The 20485-nt window shown below is 39.0% G+C and carries 20 protein-coding genes and 1 pseudogene; 20 read left to right on the forward strand and 1 reads right to left on the reverse strand.

Annotated elements, in window-relative coordinates; genetic code table 11:
* Positions 1 to 172: 172 nt before the first annotated feature.
* From trhO to AC3E8G_RS07255, 15 genes and pseudogenes are all read left to right on the forward strand, one after another.
* Positions 173 to 1156 (forward strand): oxygen-dependent tRNA uridine(34) hydroxylase TrhO, encoded by a 984-nt coding sequence (gene trhO / locus AC3E8G_RS07185; RefSeq protein ID WP_490677357.1) that lies wholly within the window; start codon positions 173 to 175, stop codon positions 1154 to 1156.
* A 540-nt stretch (positions 1157 to 1696) separates the two neighbouring features.
* Positions 1697 to 2011, forward strand: coding sequence for a YdcP family protein (locus AC3E8G_RS07190; RefSeq protein WP_000420682.1), 315 nt, complete (start codon positions 1697 to 1699; stop codon positions 2009 to 2011).
* A 15-nt stretch (positions 2012 to 2026) separates the two neighbouring features.
* Positions 2027 to 2413, forward strand: coding sequence for a YdcP family protein (locus tag AC3E8G_RS07195; protein WP_000985015.1), 387 nt, complete (start codon positions 2027 to 2029; stop codon positions 2411 to 2413).
* 28 nt (positions 2414 to 2441) lie between these two features.
* Entirely contained in the window at positions 2442 to 3827 is a 1386-nt protein-coding gene (locus tag AC3E8G_RS07200; RefSeq protein WP_000813488.1) for an FtsK/SpoIIIE domain-containing protein, read from the forward strand.
* A 177-nt stretch (positions 3828 to 4004) separates the two neighbouring features.
* Complete coding sequence (gene mobT / locus AC3E8G_RS07205; protein WP_000398284.1) at positions 4005 to 5210, forward strand: MobT family relaxase; 1206 nt, start codon at positions 4005 to 4007, stop codon at positions 5208 to 5210.
* 42 nt (positions 5211 to 5252) lie between these two features.
* Positions 5253 to 5474, forward strand: a complete 222-nt coding sequence (locus AC3E8G_RS07210) for a hypothetical protein (RefSeq protein ID WP_001009056.1) — start codon at positions 5253 to 5255, stop codon at positions 5472 to 5474.
* Between the two features lie 116 nt (positions 5475 to 5590).
* Positions 5591 to 6088, forward strand: coding sequence for an antirestriction protein ArdA (locus AC3E8G_RS07215; protein WP_000342539.1), 498 nt, complete (start codon positions 5591 to 5593; stop codon positions 6086 to 6088).
* 88 nt (positions 6089 to 6176) lie between these two features.
* The gene (locus tag AC3E8G_RS07220; protein WP_000723888.1) at positions 6177 to 6569 is read left to right on the forward strand and encodes a conjugal transfer protein; all 393 of its coding nucleotides are present in this window, start codon (positions 6177 to 6179) and stop codon (positions 6567 to 6569) included.
* Positions 6553 to 9000: a conjugal transfer ATPase TcpF gene (gene tcpF / locus AC3E8G_RS07225; RefSeq protein ID WP_000331160.1), complete on the forward strand. Its 2448-nt coding sequence runs from the start codon at positions 6553 to 6555 to the stop codon at positions 8998 to 9000. Before AC3E8G_RS07220 ends, tcpF begins: the two co-directional genes overlap by 17 nt.
* A gap of 2 nt (positions 9001 to 9002) precedes the next feature.
* Positions 9003 to 11180, forward strand: a complete 2178-nt coding sequence (locus tag AC3E8G_RS07230) for a CD3337/EF1877 family mobilome membrane protein (protein ID WP_490677359.1) — start codon at positions 9003 to 9005, stop codon at positions 11178 to 11180.
* Entirely contained in the window at positions 11177 to 12178 is a 1002-nt protein-coding gene (locus AC3E8G_RS07235; protein WP_490677361.1) for a bifunctional lytic transglycosylase/C40 family peptidase, read from the forward strand. The genes AC3E8G_RS07230 and AC3E8G_RS07235 overlap by 4 nt, the downstream gene beginning before the upstream one ends.
* Entirely contained in the window at positions 12175 to 13107 is a 933-nt protein-coding gene (locus AC3E8G_RS07240; RefSeq protein WP_001224319.1) for a conjugal transfer protein, read from the forward strand. The genes AC3E8G_RS07235 and AC3E8G_RS07240 overlap by 4 nt, the downstream gene beginning before the upstream one ends.
* A 313-nt stretch (positions 13108 to 13420) precedes the next feature.
* Positions 13421 to 13468, forward strand: a pseudogene (locus AC3E8G_RS07245) (hypothetical protein); the annotation flags it as partial.
* Between the two features lie 15 nt (positions 13469 to 13483).
* Complete coding sequence (tet(M), locus tag AC3E8G_RS07250) at positions 13484 to 15403, forward strand: tetracycline resistance ribosomal protection protein Tet(M) (RefSeq protein ID WP_000691727.1); 1920 nt, start codon at positions 13484 to 13486, stop codon at positions 15401 to 15403.
* 118 nt (positions 15404 to 15521) lie between these two features.
* Positions 15522 to 15689 (forward strand): cysteine-rich KTR domain-containing protein, encoded by a 168-nt coding sequence (locus AC3E8G_RS07255; protein WP_000336323.1) that lies wholly within the window; start codon positions 15522 to 15524, stop codon positions 15687 to 15689.
* Between the two features lie 59 nt (positions 15690 to 15748).
* Here AC3E8G_RS07255 and AC3E8G_RS07260 read toward each other — a convergent pair whose 3' ends face one another.
* Complete coding sequence (locus AC3E8G_RS07260; RefSeq protein WP_001227347.1) at positions 15749 to 16102, reverse strand: helix-turn-helix transcriptional regulator; 354 nt, start codon at positions 16100 to 16102, stop codon at positions 15749 to 15751.
* Positions 16103 to 16606: 504 nt separating this feature from the next.
* Here AC3E8G_RS07260 and AC3E8G_RS07265 point away from each other — a divergent pair.
* From AC3E8G_RS07265 to AC3E8G_RS07285, 5 genes are all read left to right on the forward strand, one after another.
* Entirely contained in the window at positions 16607 to 17029 is a 423-nt protein-coding gene (locus tag AC3E8G_RS07265; RefSeq protein WP_000804885.1) for a sigma-70 family RNA polymerase sigma factor, read from the forward strand.
* Positions 17026 to 17256 (forward strand): helix-turn-helix domain-containing protein, encoded by a 231-nt coding sequence (locus tag AC3E8G_RS07270; RefSeq protein WP_000857133.1) that lies wholly within the window; start codon positions 17026 to 17028, stop codon positions 17254 to 17256. Before AC3E8G_RS07265 ends, AC3E8G_RS07270 begins: the two co-directional genes overlap by 4 nt.
* A 460-nt stretch (positions 17257 to 17716) precedes the next feature.
* Positions 17717 to 17920: an excisionase gene (locus AC3E8G_RS07275; RefSeq protein ID WP_000814511.1), complete on the forward strand. Its 204-nt coding sequence runs from the start codon at positions 17717 to 17719 to the stop codon at positions 17918 to 17920.
* An 81-nt stretch (positions 17921 to 18001) separates the two neighbouring features.
* A complete protein-coding gene (locus tag AC3E8G_RS07280) occupies positions 18002 to 19219 on the forward strand; it encodes a tyrosine-type recombinase/integrase (protein WP_001291561.1) in 1218 nt (405 codons plus the stop codon).
* Between the two features lie 336 nt (positions 19220 to 19555).
* On the forward strand, positions 19556 to 20452 hold the full coding sequence (locus tag AC3E8G_RS07285) for a DUF4299 family protein (protein ID WP_314369078.1): 897 nt from the start codon (positions 19556 to 19558) through the stop codon (positions 20450 to 20452).
* The last annotated feature ends 33 nt before the right edge of the window (positions 20453 to 20485 follow it).

Here is a 20485-nt window from a genome sequence, read left to right on the forward strand (position 1 = left end):
TTGCAGAATCGCTTAACTTATTTTACTTTAAAATAGTTTGTCTACATTCTAAAGTCTGGAACCCCAGGCTTTTATTTTTCAGTCAAATAAATTGCATTCGTTTTCTCGGGAGAGTATACTGGTATAGTTGAATGAAAAATTCTGATAATTTAATCTTAGAAAAGAGAATCTTATGGCAAAACCTATTCGTGTTTTACTTTACTATAAATATGTTCCCATCGAAAACGCAGAACAATTTGCGGCTGATCACTTGGCTTTTTGTAAATCAATTGGCCTCAAAGGACGTATCCTAGTTGCTGATGAAGGAATCAACGGAACCGTTTCTGGTGATTACGAAACAACGCAAAAATACATGGACTATGTTCACAGCCTTCCTGGTATGGAAGACCTCTGGTTCAAGATTGATGAGGAAGAAGAGCAAGCTTTCAAGAAGATGTTTGTACGTTATAAGAAAGAGATTGTCCACCTTGGATTAGAGGATGATAACTTCGATAACGACATCAATCCCCTTGAAACGACAGGTGCTTACTTGTCTCCAAAAGAATTTAAAGAAGCTCTTCTAGACGAGGATACAGTTGTCCTTGATACTCGTAACGACTATGAGTATGACCTTGGACACTTCCGTGGGGCTATTCGTCCAGACATCCGCAACTTCCGTGAATTGCCACAATGGGTCCGTGATAATAAGGAAAAATTCATGGACAAACGCGTTGTCGTCTACTGTACTGGTGGAGTCCGCTGTGAGAAATTCTCAGGTTGGATGGTGCGTGAAGGCTACAAAGATGTCGGTCAATTGCACGGCGGAATTGCAACCTACGGAAAAGACCCAGAAGTTCGAGGAGAACTATGGGATGGTAAAATGTACGTCTTTGATGAGCGGATTGCAGTCGATGTCAACCATGTCGATCCAAGCGTTGTTGGAAAAGACTGGTTTGATGGAACACCATGTGAACGCTATGTCAACTGTGGAAATCCTTTCTGTAACCGTCGCATCTTGACTTCAGAAGAGAACGAAGACAAGTACCTCCGTGGCTGCTCCCATGAGTGCCGTGTTCATCCACGCAATCGCTATGTAGAAGAACACAACTTGTCACAAGAAGAGGTTGCTGAGCGTTTGGCCGTTATCGGTGAGACGCTTGATGGAACTCTTGCATAAGCTAAAAACAGCCTTTTGGCTGTTTCAGATTGAAGACAAAGTCTTTTGAAAAACTTCCCTTAGGTGAGTACGGACGTCAGCGAACTTCTACGAAGTTCCATGACTTAGTTTTGAACCTAAGGTTTCAAAACTCCCGAGTGCTTGAACCACAGTGGTTCAAGCACTTTTTCTCACAGTGGAAAGTTTTTCATCTTTTTTAATGACAAAAATAGCATAAAAATCTAGTTATCCGCATAAAAACTGGACTTATCACACTTTATCAAGGTCAAAACCACTCAATTTACTACTAATTTACTACTTATGAATGAGCTTTGATACGACGATTTATCCTTGAAAAGTGAAGATATAAAGATACTTCCAATAAAATTTGAATATTTAATAGGTAGACACTTCAAAAAATGAGGTGTCTATTTTTTTACCCGATTTTGAAAGGAAGTGAACTTATGAAAACAAAAAATCAAGAATCAAAAGGTCGTTCCCCACTCTTTAAGACCATCAAACATTCATTCAGCCAATAAAAAAGAAAGGATAGGTAAAAATATGGAACTTAAATTTGTGATTCCCAACATGGAAAAAACATTCGGCAATTTAGAATTTGCTGGCGAGGATAAAGTCGTTCAGCGAAGAATCAACGGACGGCTAACTGTCTTATCAAGAAGCTATAATCTCTATTCTGATGTTCAAAGAGCAGATGATATTGTGGTGGTGCTTCCTGCTGAAGCTGGCGAAAAACATTTCGGCTTTGAGGAACGTGTGAAGTTAGTCAATCCACGTATTACCGCAGAGGGCTACAAAATCGGCACTCGTGGTTTTACAAATTACCTTTTACATGCTGACGACATGATAAAAGAATAAAGAAAGAGAGGAAAAATGATGAGATTAGCAAATGGCATTGTATTAGATAAAGACACGACTTTTGGAGAATTGAAATTCTCTGCTCTACGTCGTGAAGTGAGAATCCAAAATGAAGACGGGTCGGTTTCAGATGAAATCAAGGAACGTACCTATGACTTAAAATCCAAAGGACAAGGACGCATGATTCAAGTAAGTATTCCTGCCAGCGTGCCTTTGAAAGAGTTTGATTATAACGCACGGGTGGAACTTATCAATCCCATTGCGGACACCGTTGCTACTGCCACCTATCAAGGAGCAGATGTTGACTGGTATATCAAGGCAGACGATATTGTGCTGACAAAGGATTCTAGTTCATTCAAAGCTCAACCACAAGCAAAGAAAGAACCGACACAAGACAAATAGTCGCTAGGTAGAAAGGAGACTTTTTCGCATGAAACAGCGTGGTAAAAGGATTCGCCCATCTGGTAAAGATTTAGTCTTTCATTTTACGATAGCGTCACTCCTGCCTGTTTTCCTGCTGGTTGTCGGACTGTTTCATGTGAAGACAATCCAGCAGATCAACTGGCAGGATTTTAACCTATCACAAGCAGATAAGATTGACATTCCCTATTTAATTATCAGTTTCAGTGTCGCAATTCTTATCTGCTTGCTGGTAGCGTTTGTATTCAAACGGGTTCGCTATGATACGGTTAAACAACTTTACCACCGTCAAAAACTGGCAAAGATGATACTTGAAAACAAGTGGTATGAATCTGAACAGGTCAAAACAGAGGGTTTCTTTAAAGATAGTGCTGGTCGTACAAAGGAAAAGATAACCTACTTCCCTAAAATGTATTATCGACTTAAAAATGGCTTGATACAGATACGGGTGGAAATCACGCTGGGAAAATATCAAGACCAACTCTTACACTTGGAAAAGAAATTAGAGAGTGGCTTGTACTGTGAGCTGACGGATAAAGAGTTAAAGGATTCCTATGTGGAATATACTTTGCTCTATGACACCATAGCCAGTCGTATTTCTATTGATGAAGTAGAAGCTAAAGATGGTAAACTTCGCTTAATGAAAAACGTATGGTGGGAATATGATAAGCTCCCTCATATGTTGATTGCTGGTGGTACAGGTGGCGGTAAAACTTACTTTATACTGACACTGATTGAAGCCTTGCTTCATACAGATTCAAAACTGTATATTCTTGACCCGAAAAATGCTGATCTTGCGGACTTAGGTTCTGTGATGGCAAATGTCTACTATAGAAAAGAAGACTTGCTTTCTTGCATTGAAACATTCTATGAAGAAATGATGAAACGTAGTGAGGAAATGAAGCAGATGAAGAACTATAAGACTGGCAAAAATTATGCTTACTTAGGTCTCCCGGCACACTTCTTAATCTTTGATGAATACGTCGCTTTCATGGAAATGCTGGGAACAAAAGAAAACACCGCAGTTATGAATAAGCTGAAACAGATTGTCATGTTAGGTCGTCAAGCTGGCTTCTTTCTAATACTGGCTTGTCAACGTCCAGACGCAAAATATTTAGGCGACGGAATCCGTGATCAGTTTAATTTCAGAGTGGCTTTAGGTCGTATGTCTGAAATGGGCTATGGCATGATGTTTGGCAGTGACGTACAAAAGGATTTCTTCTTAAAGCGAATCAAAGGTCGTGGCTATGTTGATGTAGGAACAAGTGTCATATCAGAGTTTTATACTCCCCTTGTACCAAAAGGATATGATTTCTTGGAGGAAATTAAAAAGTTATCCAACAGCAGACAGTCCACGCAGGCGACGTGCGAAGCGGAAGTCGCAGGTGTGGACTGATCTTGCTGGCTGGTGTGGCAATAGCCACGCCAGCACTTAACCCCCCGTATCTAACAGGGGGGTACAAATCGACAGGAAACAGTCAAAAAAACATTAGAAAATCCTTTGGTTACAAGGGATTTACAAAATTTCAGCGTATGTCAAATGGGCTTTAAAAGTTGACATACGCCTTTTTGATTGGAGGGATTTTTACTGAATGAACAAACTTGGTTACAGCATTTAAAAGAAAAACGCTTGGCTTATGGACTATCTCAAAACCGTTTAGCTGTTGCGACTGGTATTACAAGGCAGTATCTAAGCGATATTGAAACAGGAAAAGTCAAGCCATCAGAGGATTTACAGCAGTCCCTTTGGGAAGCTCTGGAACGCTTCAATCCCGACGCTCCCCTTGAAATGCTGTTTGATTATGTAAGAATTCGCTTTCCGACAACAGACGTACAGCAGGTGGTCGAAAACATCTTACAACTGAAACTGTCCTATTTTCTTCATGAGGACTATGGTTTCTATTCTTATTCAGAGCATTATGCTTTAGGCGACATATTCGTCCTTTGCTCCCATGAACTGGACAAAGGAGTTCTGGTGGAATTGAAAGGTCGTGGGTGCAGACAATTTGAAAGCTATCTTCTGGCACAACAAAGAAGCTGGTATGAGTTCTTTATGGACGTTTTGGTGGCTGGCGGTGTGATGAAACGCCTTGACCTTGCCATTAACGATAAGACAGGGATTTTAAATATCCCTGTACTCACTGAAAAGTGCCAACAGGAAGAATGTATCTCCGTCTTCCGCAGTTTTAAAAGCTATCGCAGTGGCGAACTGGTACGCAAAGAGGAAAAGGAATGTATGGGAAACACCCTCTATATCGGTTCATTACAAAGTGAAGTTTATTTCTGTATCTATGAAAAGGACTACGAGCAGTACAAGAAAAATGATATTCCCATTGAAGACGCAGAAGTAAAAAACCGTTTTGAGATTCGATTGAAAAATGAGCGTGCCTATTATGCAGTCCGTGATTTACTCGTCTATGACAATCCAGAGCATACCGCCTTTAAAATTATCAATCGGTATATCCGTTTTGTAGATAAAGACGATTCCAAACCTCGTTCTGATTGGAAACTGAATGAAGAATGGGCTTGGTTTATTGGGAACAATCGTGAACGATTAAAACTAACCACAAAACCAGAGCCTTACTCCTTCCAAAGGACGCTGAACTGGCTATCTCATCAAGTTGCCCCGACCTTAAAGGTTGCGATTAAACTTGATGAAATCAACCAGACGCAGGTTGTAAAAGACATTCTCGACCATGCGAAACTGACAGACCGACACAAGCAGATTTTGAAGCAACAGTCAGTAAAAGAACAGGACGTGATAACAACAAAAAAATAACTCAAATACAAATTCATTGAATATAGAGAGGAGAACATTTTTATGAATTTTGGACAAAACCTTTATAACTGGTTTCTATCAAACGCTCAATCACTGGTGCTTTTAGCAATCGTTGTGATTGGCTTGTATCTTGGCTTCAAGCGTGAGTTTAGCAAACTGATTGGCTTTTTAATTATTGCGATTATTGCGGTTGGCTTAGTCTTCAACGCTGCTGGAGTAAAAGACATTTTACTAGAGCTATTCAATCGCATTATTGGTGCTTAAATAAAACCGTTCTTTTGTGGAATATAAGTGGTTTTCTTATGTTCCGCAAAGGAATGGTACACCAAACGAAGTGCGGTAGGGATTTTTGAATCTCTACAAAGAAAGGACGTGAATATATGGACGATATGCAAGTCTATATTGCGAATTTAGGCAAATACAATGAGGGCGAATTGGTCGGTGCGTGGTTTACCTTTCCCATTGACTTTGAGGAAGTCAAAGAGAAAATCGGCTTGAATGATGAATATGAGGAATACGCCATTCATGACTACGAGTTACCCTTTACGGTTGACGAATACACTTCCATTGGCGAACTCAATCGACTATGGGAAATGGTATCGGAATTACCCGAAGAATTACAATCGGAGCTATCTGCTCTGCTCACTCATTTTTCAAGCATTGAAGAACTAAGCGAACATCAAGAGGATATTATCATTCATTCCGATTGTGATGATATGTATGACGTGGCACGCTACTACATTGAAGAAACGGGTGCTTTAGGCGAAGTACCAGCTAGTCTTCAAAACTATATTGATTATCAAGCCTATGGTCGGGATTTAGACCTTTCAGGAACGTTTATCTCAACCAATCATGGGATTTTTGAAATCGTCTATTAAATCTGTCGGTACATTACTACTGGCAGATTTTCTATTTTACGGGGTGGCTCAATCAGCTACCCCTATTTTTTATGAAAGGATTGATTACATGAAGAAAATACGAAGCTATACCAGTATCTGGTCTGTGGAAAAGGTACTGTATTCTATCAATGATTTTAGACTTCCGTTTCCCATAACCTTTACGCAAATGACATGGTTTGTCGTGTCACTCTTTGCAGTGATGATACTTGGCAACTTGCCCCCTCTTTCCATGATAGAGGGAGCATTTCTCAAATACTTTGGGATTCCTGTGGCTTTCACATGGTTTATGTCTACAAAAACTTTTGATGGTAAAAAGCCTTATGGATTTTTGAAGTCTGTCATTGCTTATGCACTGCGACCAAAGCTGACCTATGCAGGAAAAAAAGTAACGCTTGGCAGAAACCAGCCACAAGAAGCCATTACAGCAGTTAGGAGTGAATTTTATGGCATATCCAATTAAATACATTGAAAACAATCTCGTCTGGAATAAAGACGGGGAATGTTATGCTTACTATGAGCTTGTTCCTTACAATTACTCATTTCTAAGTCCAGAACAGAAAATACAAGTGCATGATTCTTTCAGACAGCTTATCGCACAAAATCGTGATGGCAAAATTCATGCTTTACAAATCAGTACAGAATCCAGCATACGTTCTGCACAAGAGCGTTCCAAAAATGAAGTCACTGGCAAGCTCAAAGCGGTTGCCTATGACAAAATCGACCAACAGACAGACGCTTTAATATCCATGATTGGCGAAAATCAAGTGAACTACCGTTTCTTTATCGGCTTTAAGTTGCTTCTCAACGATCAGGAGTTTTCTATGAAAAGTCTTACCGTTGAAGCAAAAAATGCTTTGTCTGATTTTGTCTATGATGTGAACCATAAGCTGATGGGCGATTTTGTTAGTATGAGTAATGATGAAATCCTGCGTTTTCAGAAGATGGAAAAGCTCTTAGAAAATAAAATCTCTCGTCGTTTCAAAATCCGCAGGTTAGATAAGGACGACTTCGGCTATCTGATTGAACACCTTTACGGACAGACAGGCACTGCCTATGAAGAGTATGAGTACCATCTATCAAAGAAAAAGCTGGATAATGAAACGCTGATTAAATACTATGACTTGATTAAGCCTACTCGCTGTTTGGTGGAAGAAAAACAGCGATATTTGAAAATCCAGCAGGAAGATGAAACCGTCTATGTAGCTTACTTTACCATTAACAGCATTGTCGGAGAACTGGACTTCCCGTCCTCTGAAATCTTCTACTACCAGCAACAGCAATTTACATTCCCGATTGATACGTCAATGAATGTGGAAATTGTAGCGAATCGTAAAGCCCTATCTACTGTCCGCAATAAAAAGAAAGAACTGAAAGACTTGGATAACCACGCTTGGCAAAGTGATAATGAAACCAGCTCCAATGTGGCGGAAGCTCTGGAAAGTGTGAATGAGCTGGAAACCAATTTAGACCAAAGCAAGGAATCTATGTACAAGCTGTCTTATGTGGTAAGGGTATCAGCAAATGATCTTGACGAACTCAAACGTCGTTGTAATGAAGTGAAAGATTTTTATGACGATTTAAGCGTAAAACTGGTACGACCATTTGGGGATATGCTCGGCTTACATGAAGAATTTTTACCTGCCAGCAAGCGTTATATGAATGATTATATTCAATACGTGACCTCTGATTTCCTCGCTGGTTTAGGTTTTGGTGCTACTCAAATGCTGGGGGAAAATGAGGGGATTTATGTTGGCTACAGCTTAGATACTGGACGCAATGTCTATCTGAAACCTGCTCTTGCCAGTCAAGGGGTTAAGGGTTCAGTAACCAATGCGTTAGCGTCGGCTTTTGTTGGTTCGCTGGGTGGTGGTAAATCCTTTGCGAATAACCTTATCGTCTATTATGCGGTGCTTTATGGGGCACAAGCAGTGATTGTAGACCCAAAAGCAGAACGTGGCAGATGGAAAGAAACCTTGCCAGAGATTTCCCATGAAATCAATATCGTCACTCTGACTTCTGATGAGAAAAACAAAGGCTTACTTGACCCTTATGTGATTATGAAAAATCCCAAAGATTCTGAATCACTGGCTATTGATATTCTGACATTCCTTACGGGGATTTCCTCTCGTGATGGGGAACGCTTCCCAATCCTTAGAAAAGCCATTCGTGCAGTAACCAATAGTGAAGTACGAGGGTTGATGAAAGTGATTGAGGAATTACGGGTTGAGAATACGCCACTAAGTACCAGTATAGCCGACCATATCGAAAGTTTTACAGACTATGACTTTGCACATTTATTATTCAGTAATGGTTATGTGGAGCAGTCTATCAGCTTAGAAAAACAACTGAACATTATACAGGTTGCGGACTTGGTACTTCCCGACAAGGAAACTTCCTTTGAGGAATATACCACTATGGAGCTTTTATCCGTTGCTATGCTGATTGTCATTAGTACCTTTGCTTTAGACTTTATCCATACAGACCGAAGCATTTTCAAGATTGTAGATTTAGACGAAGCATGGAGCTTTTTACAGGTAGCACAAGGAAAAACACTATCTATGAAGCTGGTTCGGGCTGGTCGTGCTATGAACGCTGGGGTATATTTCGTGACCCAAAATACAGACGACCTCTTAGATGAAAAACTGAAAAATAACCTCGGCTTAAAATTTGCATTTCGTTCCACTGACCTTAACGAGATTAAAAAGACCTTAGCCTTTTTTGGTGTAGACCCAGAGGACGAAAACAATCAGAAGCGATTGCGTGATTTGGAAAACGGGCAATGCCTTATCAGTGATTTATATGGTCGTGTCGGTGTGATACAGTTCCACCCTGTATTTGAAGAACTGCTCCATGCCTTTGATACCAGACCACCTGTGCGAAAAGAGGTGTAAATGTGAAACCATCAATAGTAAACAGAATAAAATCAAACTGGACGCTGAAACGTCTAGGTAAAGTGGCAATGACAGTGGCTTTCACACTTGTGATTGCCATTTTTCTTTTAGCCATGCTGGGAACGGTGGTTCAAGCTGCGGGCTTGGTAGATGATACGGTCAATGTGGCAAATGAATACAGCCGATACCCACTTGAAAACTATCAACTGGATTTTTATGTGGATAATAGCTGGGGCTGGCTTCCGTGGAACTGGTCGGACGGGATTGGAAAACAGGTCATGTATGGACTATATGCCATTACCAATTTTATTTGGACAATCAGTTTGTATGTTTCCAATGCGACAGGTTACTTAGTACAGGAAGCCTATTCCTTAGACTTCATTTCCGCTACAGCAGATTCCATTGGTAAGAATATGCAGACCTTAGCTGGTGTGAGTGCAAACGGATTTTCAACAGAGGGTTTCTATGTTGGATTCCTCTTACTCTTGATTTTGGTTCTTGGGGTTTATGTTGCCTATACGGGACTGATAAAGAGAGAAACCACAAAGGCAATTCATGCCATTATGAATTTTGTGCTGGTGTTTATCCTATCGGCTTCCTTTATTGCCTACGCTCCCGACTACATTAAAAAAATCAATGACTTTTCATCAGACATCAGTAATGCCAGTTTATCACTTGGCACGAAGATTGTCATGCCCCATTCCGATAGTCAAGGCAAGGACAGCGTGGACTTAATCAGAGATAGCCTGTTTTCCATACAGGTTCAGCAACCGTGGCTACTGCTTCAATACAACAGTTCAGACATTGAAAGTATCGGTATTGACCGTGTGGAAAGCCTGCTCTCCACCAGCCCAGATTCCAACAATGGCGAAGACAGAGAAAAAATTGTTGCGGAAGAAATTGAAGACAGAAGCAATACCAATCTAACCATTACAAAGACCATTAACCGTTTAGGTACAGTCTTCTTCCTATTTGTCTTCAATATTGGGATTTCCATATTTGTATTCCTATTAACAGGAATCATGATTTTCTCGCAGGTACTTTTTATCATCTATGCTATGTTTCTGCCTGTGAGCTTTATTTTAAGCATGATTCCATCATTTGATGGTATGTCAAAACGAGCCATAACAAAGCTCTTTAATACCATTTTGACACGAGCTGGAATCACATTGATTATTACGACAGCATTTAGTATTTCAACCATGCTCTATACCTTATCGGCTGGTTATCCGTTCTTTTTGATTGCTTTTCTACAGATTGTGACCTTTGCAGGAATCTACTTCAAGCTGGGCGATTTAATGAGTATGTTTTCTCTACAGAGTAACGATTCTCAAAGTGTGGGAAGTCGTGTGATGAGAAAACCTCGTATGCTTATACACGCTCACATGCACCGTCTACAGCGGAAACTTGGACGTTCCATGACTACTCTAGGGGCTGGGTCTGCCATTGTTACAGGTAAAAAAGGACAGTCGGGTTCGGGGAGTTCTGCAAGGACACAAGCAGATCACTCCCGACCAGACGGAAAGGAAAAATCAACACTTGGAAAACGTATCGGTCAAACCATCGGTACAGTAGCTGATACCAAAGACAGAATGGTAGACACTGCTAGTGGTTTGAAAGAACAGGTTAAAGATTTGCCGACCAATGCAAGATATGCAGTATATCAAGGAAAATCCAAAGTAAAAGAGAATGTCCGTGATTTAACCAGTAGTATTTCTCAAACCAAAGCGGACAGAGCCAGTGGACGCAAGGAACAGCAGGAACAAAGTCGAAAAACCATTGCGAAGCGTCGCTCTGAAATGGAACAGGTCAAACAGAAAAAACAGCCTGCTTCTTCTGTTCATGAAAGACCGACTACAAGACAAGAACAATATCATGATGAACAGACCTCAAAACAGTCTAATATTCAGACTTCATATAAGGAATCTCAACAAGCCAAACAAGAGCGTCCAGCAGTTAAGTCCGATTTTTCAAGTCCAAAAGTGGAACGCCAAGGCAATACCGTTCAAGAAAAAACCGTTCAAAAGCCAGCAACTTCAACCACTACAGCAGATAGAACTTCACAACGTCCAATCACAAAAGAACGTCCGTCTACTGTTCAAAGAGTACCACTACAAAATACAAGAAGTAGACCACCAATCAAAACCGCCACCATTAAGAAAGTCGGTAAGAAACCATGAAGTTGAAAACTTTAGTGATTGGTGGTTCTGGATTATTCTTGATGGTCTTCTCACTGCTTCTGTTTGTTGCCATTTTATTTTCAGATGAACAGGACAGCGGAATTTCCAATATTCATTATGGAGGTGTGAATGTTTCCGCAGAAGTGCTGGCTCATAAGCCTATGGTAGAAAAATATGCCAAAGAATATGGCGTTGAAGAATATGTCAACATACTTCTTGCGATTATACAGGTGGAATCGGGCGGTACTGCGGAAGATGTTATGCAGTCCTCGGAATCCCTCGGTCTTCCACCTAATTCATTGAGTACAGAAGAATCCATTAAGCAAGGTGTGAAGTATTTCAGTGAATTATTAGCCAGTAGCGAAAGGCTCAGTGTAGATTTAGAATCGGTTATCCAGTCCTACAATTATGGTGGTGGTTTCTTAGGGTATGTGGCTAATCGTGGAAATAAATATACCTTTGAACTGGCTCAAAGTTTCTCAAAAGAGTATTCAGGTGGCGAAAAAGTGTCTTACCCCAATCCCATAGCCATACCTATCAATGGGGGCTGGCGATACAACTATGGCAATATGTTTTATGTGCAACTGGTAACGCAGTATCTTGTCACAACAGAGTTTGATGATGATACGGTACAAGCCATCATGGACGAAGCACTGAAATATGAGGGCTGGCGATACGTTTACGGTGGAGCTTCCCCGACTACTTCTTTTGATTGTAGCGGACTGACACAATGGACGTATGGAAAAGCTGGAATTAACTTACCACGAACCGCACAACAGCAATATGATGTGACCCAGCATATCCCACTATCGGAAGCACAAGCTGGCGATTTGGTTTTCTTTCATTCTACCTATAACGCTGGCTCTTATATTACTCATGTTGGGATATACCTTGGCAATAACCGTATGTTTTATGCAGGCGACCCAATCGGTTATGCCGACTTAACAAGCCCCTACTGGCAACAGCATTTAGTGGAAGCAGGACGAATCAAACAATGAGAAAGGAAGATTTAATGATGAAATTTAGAAAAAATCAGAATAAAGAAAAACAGATACCAAAGGAAAAGAAACCTCGTGTCTATAAGGTCAATCCTCATAAAAAGGTTGTGATTGCCTTGTGGGTACTTTTAGGGCTTAGTTTCAGCTTTGCGATATTCAAGCACTTTACAGCTATAGATACTCATACTATTCACGAAACAACTATCATAGAAAAGGAATACGTTGATACTCATCATGTAGAAAATTTTGTAGAGAACTTTGCGAAAGTCTACTATTCATGGGAGCAATCCGATAAGTCCATTGATAATCGAATGGAAAGTCTAAAAGGCTATCTGACAGATGAACTTCAAGCTCTCAATGTTGATACAGTACGCAAAGATATTCCTGTATCGTCTTCTGTAAGAGGATTTCAGATATGGACGGTAGAGCCAACTGGCGACAATGAGTTTAATGTAACCTACAGTGTAGACCAGCTCATTACAGAGGGAGAAAATACAAAGACCGTCCACTCTGCTTATATAGTGAGTGTCTATGTAGATGGTTCTGGAAATATGGTACTGGTTAAGAATCCGACCATTACCAACATACCTAAGAAATCAAGTTATAAACCAAAAGCCATTGAAAGTGAGGGGACGGTTGATTCCATTACAACCAATGAAATCAATGAGTTTTTAACGACGTTCTTCAAGCTCTATCCTACAGCGACAGCCAGTGAACTTTCCTACTATGTGAATGACGGGATATTAAAACCAATCGGAAAAGAGTACATCTTTCAAGAACTGGTAAATCCTATTCACAATCGTAAGGATAATCAAGTCACGGTATCGCTGACAGTGGAGTATATCGACCAGCAGACCAAAGCAACGCAGGTATCTCAATTTGATTTGGTACTTGAAAAGAACGGGAGTAATTGGAAGATTGTAAAATAACAAATATTGGTACATGATTACAGATACTTTGTAATCATGTACTCTTTTTGATAAAAAATTGGAGATTCCTTTACAAATATGCTCTTACGTGCTATTATTTAAGTGACTATTTAAAAGGAGTTAATAAATATGCGGCAAGGTATTCTTAAATAAACTGTCAATTTGATAGCGGGAACAAATAATTAGATGTCCTTTTTTAGGAGGGCTTAGTTTTTTGTACCCAGTTTAAGAATACCTTTATCATGTGATTCTAAAGTATCCAGAGAATATCTGTATGCTTTGTATACCTATGGTTATGCATAAAAATCCCAGTGATAAAAGTATTTATCACTGGGATTTTTATGCCCTTTTGGGTTTTTGAATGGAGGAAAATCACATGAAAATTATTAATATTGGAGTTTTAGCTCATGTTGATGCAGGAAAAACTACCTTAACAGAAAGCTTATTATATAACAGTGGAGCGATTACAGAATTAGGAAGCGTGGACAAAGGTACAACGAGGACGGATAATACGCTTTTAGAACGTCAGAGAGGAATTACAATTCAGACAGGAATAACCTCTTTTCAGTGGGAAAATACGAAGGTGAACATCATAGACACGCCAGGACATATGGATTTCTTAGCAGAAGTATATCGTTCATTATCAGTTTTAGATGGGGCAATTCTACTGATTTCTGCAAAAGATGGCGTACAAGCACAAACTCGTATATTATTTCATGCACTTAGGAAAATGGGGATTCCCACAATCTTTTTTATCAATAAGATTGACCAAAATGGAATTGATTTATCAACGGTTTATCAGGATATTAAAGAGAAACTTTCTGCCGAAATTGTAATCAAACAGAAGGTAGAACTGTATCCTAATATGTGTGTGACGAACTTTACCGAATCTGAACAATGGGATACGGTAATAGAGGGAAACGATGACCTTTTAGAGAAATATATGTCCGGTAAATCATTAGAAGCATTGGAACTCGAACAAGAGGAAAGCATAAGATTTCATAATTGTTCCCTGTTCCCTGTTTATCACGGAAGTGCAAAAAACAATATAGGGATTGATAACCTTATAGAAGTGATTACGAATAAATTTTATTCATCAACACATCGAGGTCCGTCTGAACTTTGCGGAAATGTTTTCAAAATTGAATATACAAAAAAAAGACAACGTCTTGCATATATACGCCTTTATAGTGGAGTACTACATTTACGAGATTCGGTTAGAGTATCAGAAAAAGAAAAAATAAAAGTTACAGAAATGTATACTTCAATAAATGGTGAATTATGTAAGATTGATAGAGCTTATTCTGGAGAAATTGTTATTTTGCAAAATGAGTTTTTGAAGTTAAATAGTGTTCTTGGAGATACAAAACTATTGCCACAGAGAAAAAAGATTGAAAATCCGCACCCTCTACTACAAACAACTGTTGAACCGAGTAAACCTGAACAGAGAGAAATGTTGCTTGATGCCCTTTTGGAAATCTCAGATAGTGATCCGCTTCTACGATATTACGTGGATTCTACGACACATGAAATTATACTTTCTTTCTTAGGGAAAGTACAAATGGAAGTGATTAGTGCACTGTTGCAAGAAAAGTATCATGTGGAGATAGAACTAAAAGAGCCTACAGTCATTTATATGGAGAGACCGTTAAAAAATGCAGAATATACCATTCACATCGAAGTGCCGCCAAATCCTTTCTGGGCTTCCATTGGTTTATCTGTATCACCGCTTCCGTTGGGAAGTGGAATGCAGTATGAGAGCTCGGTTTCTCTTGGATACTTAAATCAATCATTTCAAAATGCAGTTATGGAAGGGATACGCTATGGTTGCGAACAAGGATTATATGGTTGGAATGTGACGGATTGTAAAATCTGTTTTAAGTATGGCTTATACTATAGCCCTGTTAGTACCCCAGCAGATTTTCGGATGCTTGCTCCTATTGTATTGGAACAAGTCTTAAAAAAAGCTGGAACAGAATTGTTAGAGCCATATCTTAGTTTTAAAATTTATGCGCCACAGGAATATCTTTCACGAGCATACAACGATGCTCCTAAATATTGTGCGAACATCGTAGACACTCAATTGAAAAATAATGAGGTCATTCTTAGTGGAGAAATCCCTGCTCGGTGTATTCAAGAATATCGTAGTGATTTAACTTTCTTTACAAATGGACGTAGTGTTTGTTTAACAGAGTTAAAAGGGTACCATGTTACTACCGGTGAACCTGTTTGCCAGCCCCGTCGTCCAAATAGTCGGATAGATAAAGTACGATATATGTTCAATAAAATAACTTAGTGTATTTTATGTTGTTATATAAATATGGTTTCTTGTTAAATAAGATGAAATATTTTTTAATAAAGATTTGAATTAAAGTGTAAAGGAGGAGATAGTTATTATAAACTACAAGTGGATATTGTGTCCTGTATGTGGAAATAAAACACGATTAAAGATAAGGGAAGATACTGAATTAAAAAAATTCCCCCTCTATTGTCCGAAATGCAGACAAGAAAATTTAATTGAAATAAAGCAGTTCAAAGTAACTGTGATTACAGAGCCAGACGCAAAGACGCAGAGCCGATAAAATGAGATTAATACAATCTCATTTTATCGGCTCTTTCCGTTATGTATGGATTCTTTTAATTAGTCTTCGATGTTTCTTGCTTCGTTGATACCGCTGGCTAAAGATTCCATTAAGGATAGTTCTTTGTCTGTAAAGCTATCCATGTATTTCTCTATCTGTAATCGTCGGGTGCTTTTTACCAAGTTATTAGCAGGTAAGAAAAATTCATCAACGGAAACATGAAGTAACGATACAAGGTCATAAAGAACTTGTATGCTGGGGTGTTGCCCTTTATTTTCAATATTAGTTAAGTACCGTGGGTCAATTTCAATCAATGCTCCCACTTGTTCACGAGTTAAACCTCGTTTCAATCGAGCTTCTTTAATGGCTAAACCAAAGGCTCTAAAATCATATTTATCTTCTTTTTTACGCATAGTAGACCACCTCTATACATTTTATTGTTCCTACTGAATTAAAAACAGGTATAGAAAAACGTGTTATATGGTTTATAGGTTTATATTTAATAAAAAGCACTACTAAACGCCAATAAAAAAAACCGTTATATGGTAGTGCTATTTACGCTGTTAAAATATTGTATATTACTTCCAAATGGCGGTTTGTTGGAGGTCAACGTCGCCATGAAGTACATCATATACAATAAATTTCCTTACATTGGGTTCTTGTCAAAAAAAGTCGTCTATCTGCAATAGATAAGTACGTCCACCAATGTGGTTTTATAAATCATATAGATAGAATAACAGAAGCATGTAAACAGAGAAATAAATCTGTTTATATGCTTTTTTGGCTATTCAGAACTTTTTTACAAAGTTTATTTATCAGTAATGCAACAAATCCCCCTTTCACATTGGGACTAAGAGTGAAAGGAGATAAACGAGCAAGGCTCACTTCCTTTCCTAGACAGAAAGGGGGTGAGAAACATGAAACCATCTTCTTTTCAGACCACAATAGAAAATCAGTTTGACTATATCTGTAAACGTGCTATGGAAGACGAGCGAAAGAATTATATGCTTTATCTTTCAAGGATTGCAAAGCGTGAGGTGTCCTTTTCGGATGTTGGCGATTATCTTGTTAGCCAGTTTGCGACAACAGATAACTATTCAACTGACTTTCAGATTTTTACACTCAATGGGTTATCAGTAGGCGTTGAAAATGATTTGTTGAGTGAAGCATTACGTGAGTTGCCAGACAAGAAACGTGAAATTCTACTGCTGTTTTACTTTATGGACATGAGCGATTCAGAAATTGCAGACCTGTTGAAATTGAACCGTTCTACTGTCTATCGGCATAGAACCAGTGGACTAGCCTTAATTAAAAAGTTTATGGAGGAATTTGAAGAATGAAAACACAATATCCTATGATTCCCTTTCCTCTCATTGTAAAGGCAACAGATGGCGATACCGAAGCGATTAACCAGATTCTACATCATTACAGAGGGTACATAACGAAGCGTTCCCTACGACTTATGAAAGATGAATATGGCAATCAAAGTATGGTCGTTGATGAAGTCTTACGTGGAAGAATGGAAACCAGACTGATTACAAAGATTTTGTCATTTGAAATTAAGTAATATCTTCTCTCCTTTCGTGGAAGCGTGCTAAACCATTCCACGCTTCCCGAACAGGGAGGTTTGTTATTCCACCAAAGCATATTGAGCTTTCAATGTGTTTTGATAGGCTAACGAGCCATTGTTCTTTGAAAACTGAATAAAAGTAATCGAATACGTTTCGATAAGAAAAGAGCCAACGGAACTAACCGCCATGACCTATCTTATAAAGATAGCGAGCGATTCATGTTAGTGATCCGAGAAGCAATCTTTAGCAGGATTGCCTGCAACGACATTCTTATCGTGATAATGATACTCCCATACAGTCAATAGTCCGAGCGTGATAAAACCGTCGCAGGCAATGAGTATGGCTACATGAGAACCATGCAGGGGTGGAACTCCCGTGAGCTTTGCTAAAGCTGTTCGATTGCTGGTAAAACAACTTTTATGAAATCCAAATAAGTGATTTGGAAAGGAGGATTTTATGAAGCAGACTGACATTCCTATTTGGGAACGTTATACCCTAACCATTGAAGAAGCGTCAAAATATTTTCGTATTGGCGAAAACAAGCTACGACGCTTGGCAGAGGAAAATAAAAATGCAAATTGGCTGATTATGAATGGCAATCGTATTCAGATTAAACGAAAACAATTTGAAAAAATTATAGATACATTGGACGCAATCTAGCGTCGCCAAAGGGTCTTGTATATGATAAAATAGTATTAAGTCGTATCAAGGCTCTTTCCATAAAGGAAAGGAGCAAATGCCATGTCAGAAAAAAGACGTGACAATAAAGGTCGAATCTTAAAGACTGGAGAGAGCCAACGAAAAGACGGAAGATACTTATACAAATATATAGATTCATTTGGAGAACCGCAATTTGTTTACTCGTGGAAACTTGTGGCTACAGACCGAGTACCAGCAGGAAAGCGTGATTGTATCTCACTTAGAGAGAAAATCGCAGAGTTACAGAAAGACATTCATGATGGTATTGATGTTGTAGGAAAGAAAATGACACTCTGCCAGCTTTACGCAAAACAGAACGCTCAAAGACCAAAGGTTAGAAAAAACACTGAAACTGGACGCAAATATCTTATGGATATTTTGAAGAAAGACAAGTTAGGTGTAAGAAGTATTGACAGTATTAAGCCATCAGACGCTAAAGAATGGGCTATTAGAATGAGTGAAAATGGTTATGCTTATCAAACCATCAATAACTACAAACGTTCTTTAAAGGCTTCATTCTATATTGCTATACAAGATGATTGTGTTCGGAAGAATCCATTTGACTTTCAACTGAAAGCAGTTCTTGATGATGATACTGTCCCTAAGACCGTACTAACAGAAGAACAGGAAGAAAAACTGTTAGCCTTTGCAAAAGCTGATAAAACCTACAGCAAAAATTATGATGAAATTCTGATACTCTTAAAAACAGGTCTTCGTATTTCAGAGTTTGGTGGTTTGACACTTCCAGATTTAGATTTTGAGAATCGTCTTGTCAATATAGACCATCAGCTATTGAGAGATACTGAAATTGGGTACTACATTGAAACACCAAAGACCAAAAGTGGCGAACGTCAAGTTCCTATGGTTGAAGAAGCCTATCAAGCATTTAAGCGAGTGTTAGCGAATCGAAAGAATGATAAGCGTGTTGAGATTGATGGATATAGTGATTTCCTCTTTCTTAATAGAAAGAACTATCCAAAAGTGGCAAGTGATTACAACGGCATGATGAAAGGTCTTGTTAAGAAATACAATAAGTATAACGAGGATAAATTGCCACACATCACTCCACATAGTTTGCGACATACATTCTGTACCAACTATGCAAATGCAGGAATGAATCCAAAGGCATTACAGTACATTATGGGACATGCTAATATAGCCATGACGCTGAACTATTACGCACATGCAACATTCGATTCTGCAATGGCAGAAATGAAACGCTTGAATAAAGAGAAGCAACAGGAGCGTCTTGTTGCTTAGTAGTACAAATGAATTTACTACTTATTTACCACTTCTGACAGCTAAGACATGAGGAAATATGCAAAGAAACGTGAAGTATCTTCCTACAGTAAAAATACTCGAAAGCACATAGAATAAGGCTTTACGAGCATTTAAGAAAATATAAAAAGATAATTAGAAATTTATACTTTGTTTATATAAAAAAAATAAAAGTCATGTTTTGAAAGTCATCTAGCTGTTTAATGTAGCACAATAGTTTGTCTACATTCAAAAACAGCCTTTCGGCTGTTTTTTCTATGGAAAGTCATGAAAATTTGTGCTATAATTTGGTAAGCGATTACAAAAAGGAGAAAACAAATGTCAGTTGTGTTTTCAATTCGAAATAAAAAGAGTATGTTTGGCTATCAAAAAGTGATGCCAGCTAAAGATGTATTGAATTTGGTGGAAGGAGTTCTTACCTACAGTTTTGAGGAAGCCATGCTTGGCCGCTCTCTCAAAGATTTTCCAGCCATGATGTGTATCCGCTATGGCAAGAGCTGCTTGCCGATCATCCTTCGTTATCTGGATCAAGAGCATGCTTATCAGTTCATCCTTGCAGATTTTGCCACCCTTGAAGATTGGCGACTCATCTTGGAATGGCTCAGTGCCTTAGCTCGCCAGTTGGGGAATGAGATTCACGATAATTTGGGAACCAGCTATGACGCAGATTCTATTTTCTCTTTTGACTATGAGAACTATTTGCTGAAGAATCTACAGAATCTAGAAAAAGATCCAGACCTTCATCAATATCAGCTTCAGGGATTTGCTCATCCTGTAATTTTAGATCGTGAGCTCCTTCGTAAAATCCTAGACTCCGCTCAACCTTTAGAGGAGTTCAGTCAAGTGGTTAAAAAGGTACAATACAGCTCCGCCTTCTTTAGTCAGGTTCGTTTCTACCGTCAGAACGAAACGGGAGGCATTATTGGCAGTTACAGTCTAACAGAAGATACGGATACTGTCTTGCCACGTGTTCCTTTTGTACCTGCAGAGTTTGTAGAGAAGGTCAATATGGATGAGGTCATCGACTGGAAAGTGAACCTAGTGGAAATCACTGGAAATCCCGATATGCCAGAGAGTTATAAGCCGGTGGGGGCTGTGAATTTAGAAGCCCTACTGGATGCTTTGGACTCAAGTGAATTTGACTTGTTGGATGCCAATCAAATTGAAATCAAAAAATTGTCCAAAGAACGCTTGTTGCAATTAGCCCAACTCTAATAAAAAAAGTTCTCAGTGTTGAGAACTTTTTCT

The sequence above is a fragment of the Streptococcus sp. SCPM-O-B-15294 (M123) genome, from assembly GCF_058200455.1.

What these genes read in the sequence shown, in the direction of transcription:
- AC3E8G_RS07260 (WP_001227347.1), bottom strand. Translation starts at nt 16,102, where the DNA reads ATGCGTAAAAAAGAAGATAAATATGATTTTAGAGCCTTTGGTTTAGCC.
- AC3E8G_RS07280 (WP_001291561.1), top strand. Translation starts at nt 18,002, where the DNA reads ATGTCAGAAAAAAGACGTGACAATAAAGGTCGAATCTTAAAGACTGGA.
- AC3E8G_RS07210 (WP_001009056.1), top strand. Translation starts at nt 5,253, where the DNA reads ATGAATTTTGGACAAAACCTTTATAACTGGTTTCTATCAAACGCTCAA.
- AC3E8G_RS07200 (WP_000813488.1), top strand. Translation starts at nt 2,442, where the DNA reads ATGAAACAGCGTGGTAAAAGGATTCGCCCATCTGGTAAAGATTTAGTC.
- AC3E8G_RS07215 (WP_000342539.1), top strand. Translation starts at nt 5,591, where the DNA reads ATGGACGATATGCAAGTCTATATTGCGAATTTAGGCAAATACAATGAG.
- AC3E8G_RS07265 (WP_000804885.1), top strand. Translation starts at nt 16,607, where the DNA reads ATGAAACCATCTTCTTTTCAGACCACAATAGAAAATCAGTTTGACTAT.
- AC3E8G_RS07275 (WP_000814511.1), top strand. Translation starts at nt 17,717, where the DNA reads ATGAAGCAGACTGACATTCCTATTTGGGAACGTTATACCCTAACCATT.
- AC3E8G_RS07235 (WP_490677361.1), top strand. Translation starts at nt 11,177, where the DNA reads ATGAAGTTGAAAACTTTAGTGATTGGTGGTTCTGGATTATTCTTGATG.
- AC3E8G_RS07195 (WP_000985015.1), top strand. Translation starts at nt 2,027, where the DNA reads ATGATGAGATTAGCAAATGGCATTGTATTAGATAAAGACACGACTTTT.
- AC3E8G_RS07220 (WP_000723888.1), top strand. Translation starts at nt 6,177, where the DNA reads ATGAAGAAAATACGAAGCTATACCAGTATCTGGTCTGTGGAAAAGGTA.
- trhO (WP_490677357.1), top strand. Translation starts at nt 173, where the DNA reads ATGGCAAAACCTATTCGTGTTTTACTTTACTATAAATATGTTCCCATC.
- AC3E8G_RS07270 (WP_000857133.1), top strand. Translation starts at nt 17,026, where the DNA reads ATGAAAACACAATATCCTATGATTCCCTTTCCTCTCATTGTAAAGGCA.
- AC3E8G_RS07285 (WP_314369078.1), top strand. Translation starts at nt 19,556, where the DNA reads ATGTCAGTTGTGTTTTCAATTCGAAATAAAAAGAGTATGTTTGGCTAT.
- tcpF (WP_000331160.1), top strand. Translation starts at nt 6,553, where the DNA reads ATGGCATATCCAATTAAATACATTGAAAACAATCTCGTCTGGAATAAA.
- AC3E8G_RS07240 (WP_001224319.1), top strand. Translation starts at nt 12,175, where the DNA reads ATGAGAAAGGAAGATTTAATGATGAAATTTAGAAAAAATCAGAATAAA.
- AC3E8G_RS07190 (WP_000420682.1), top strand. Translation starts at nt 1,697, where the DNA reads ATGGAACTTAAATTTGTGATTCCCAACATGGAAAAAACATTCGGCAAT.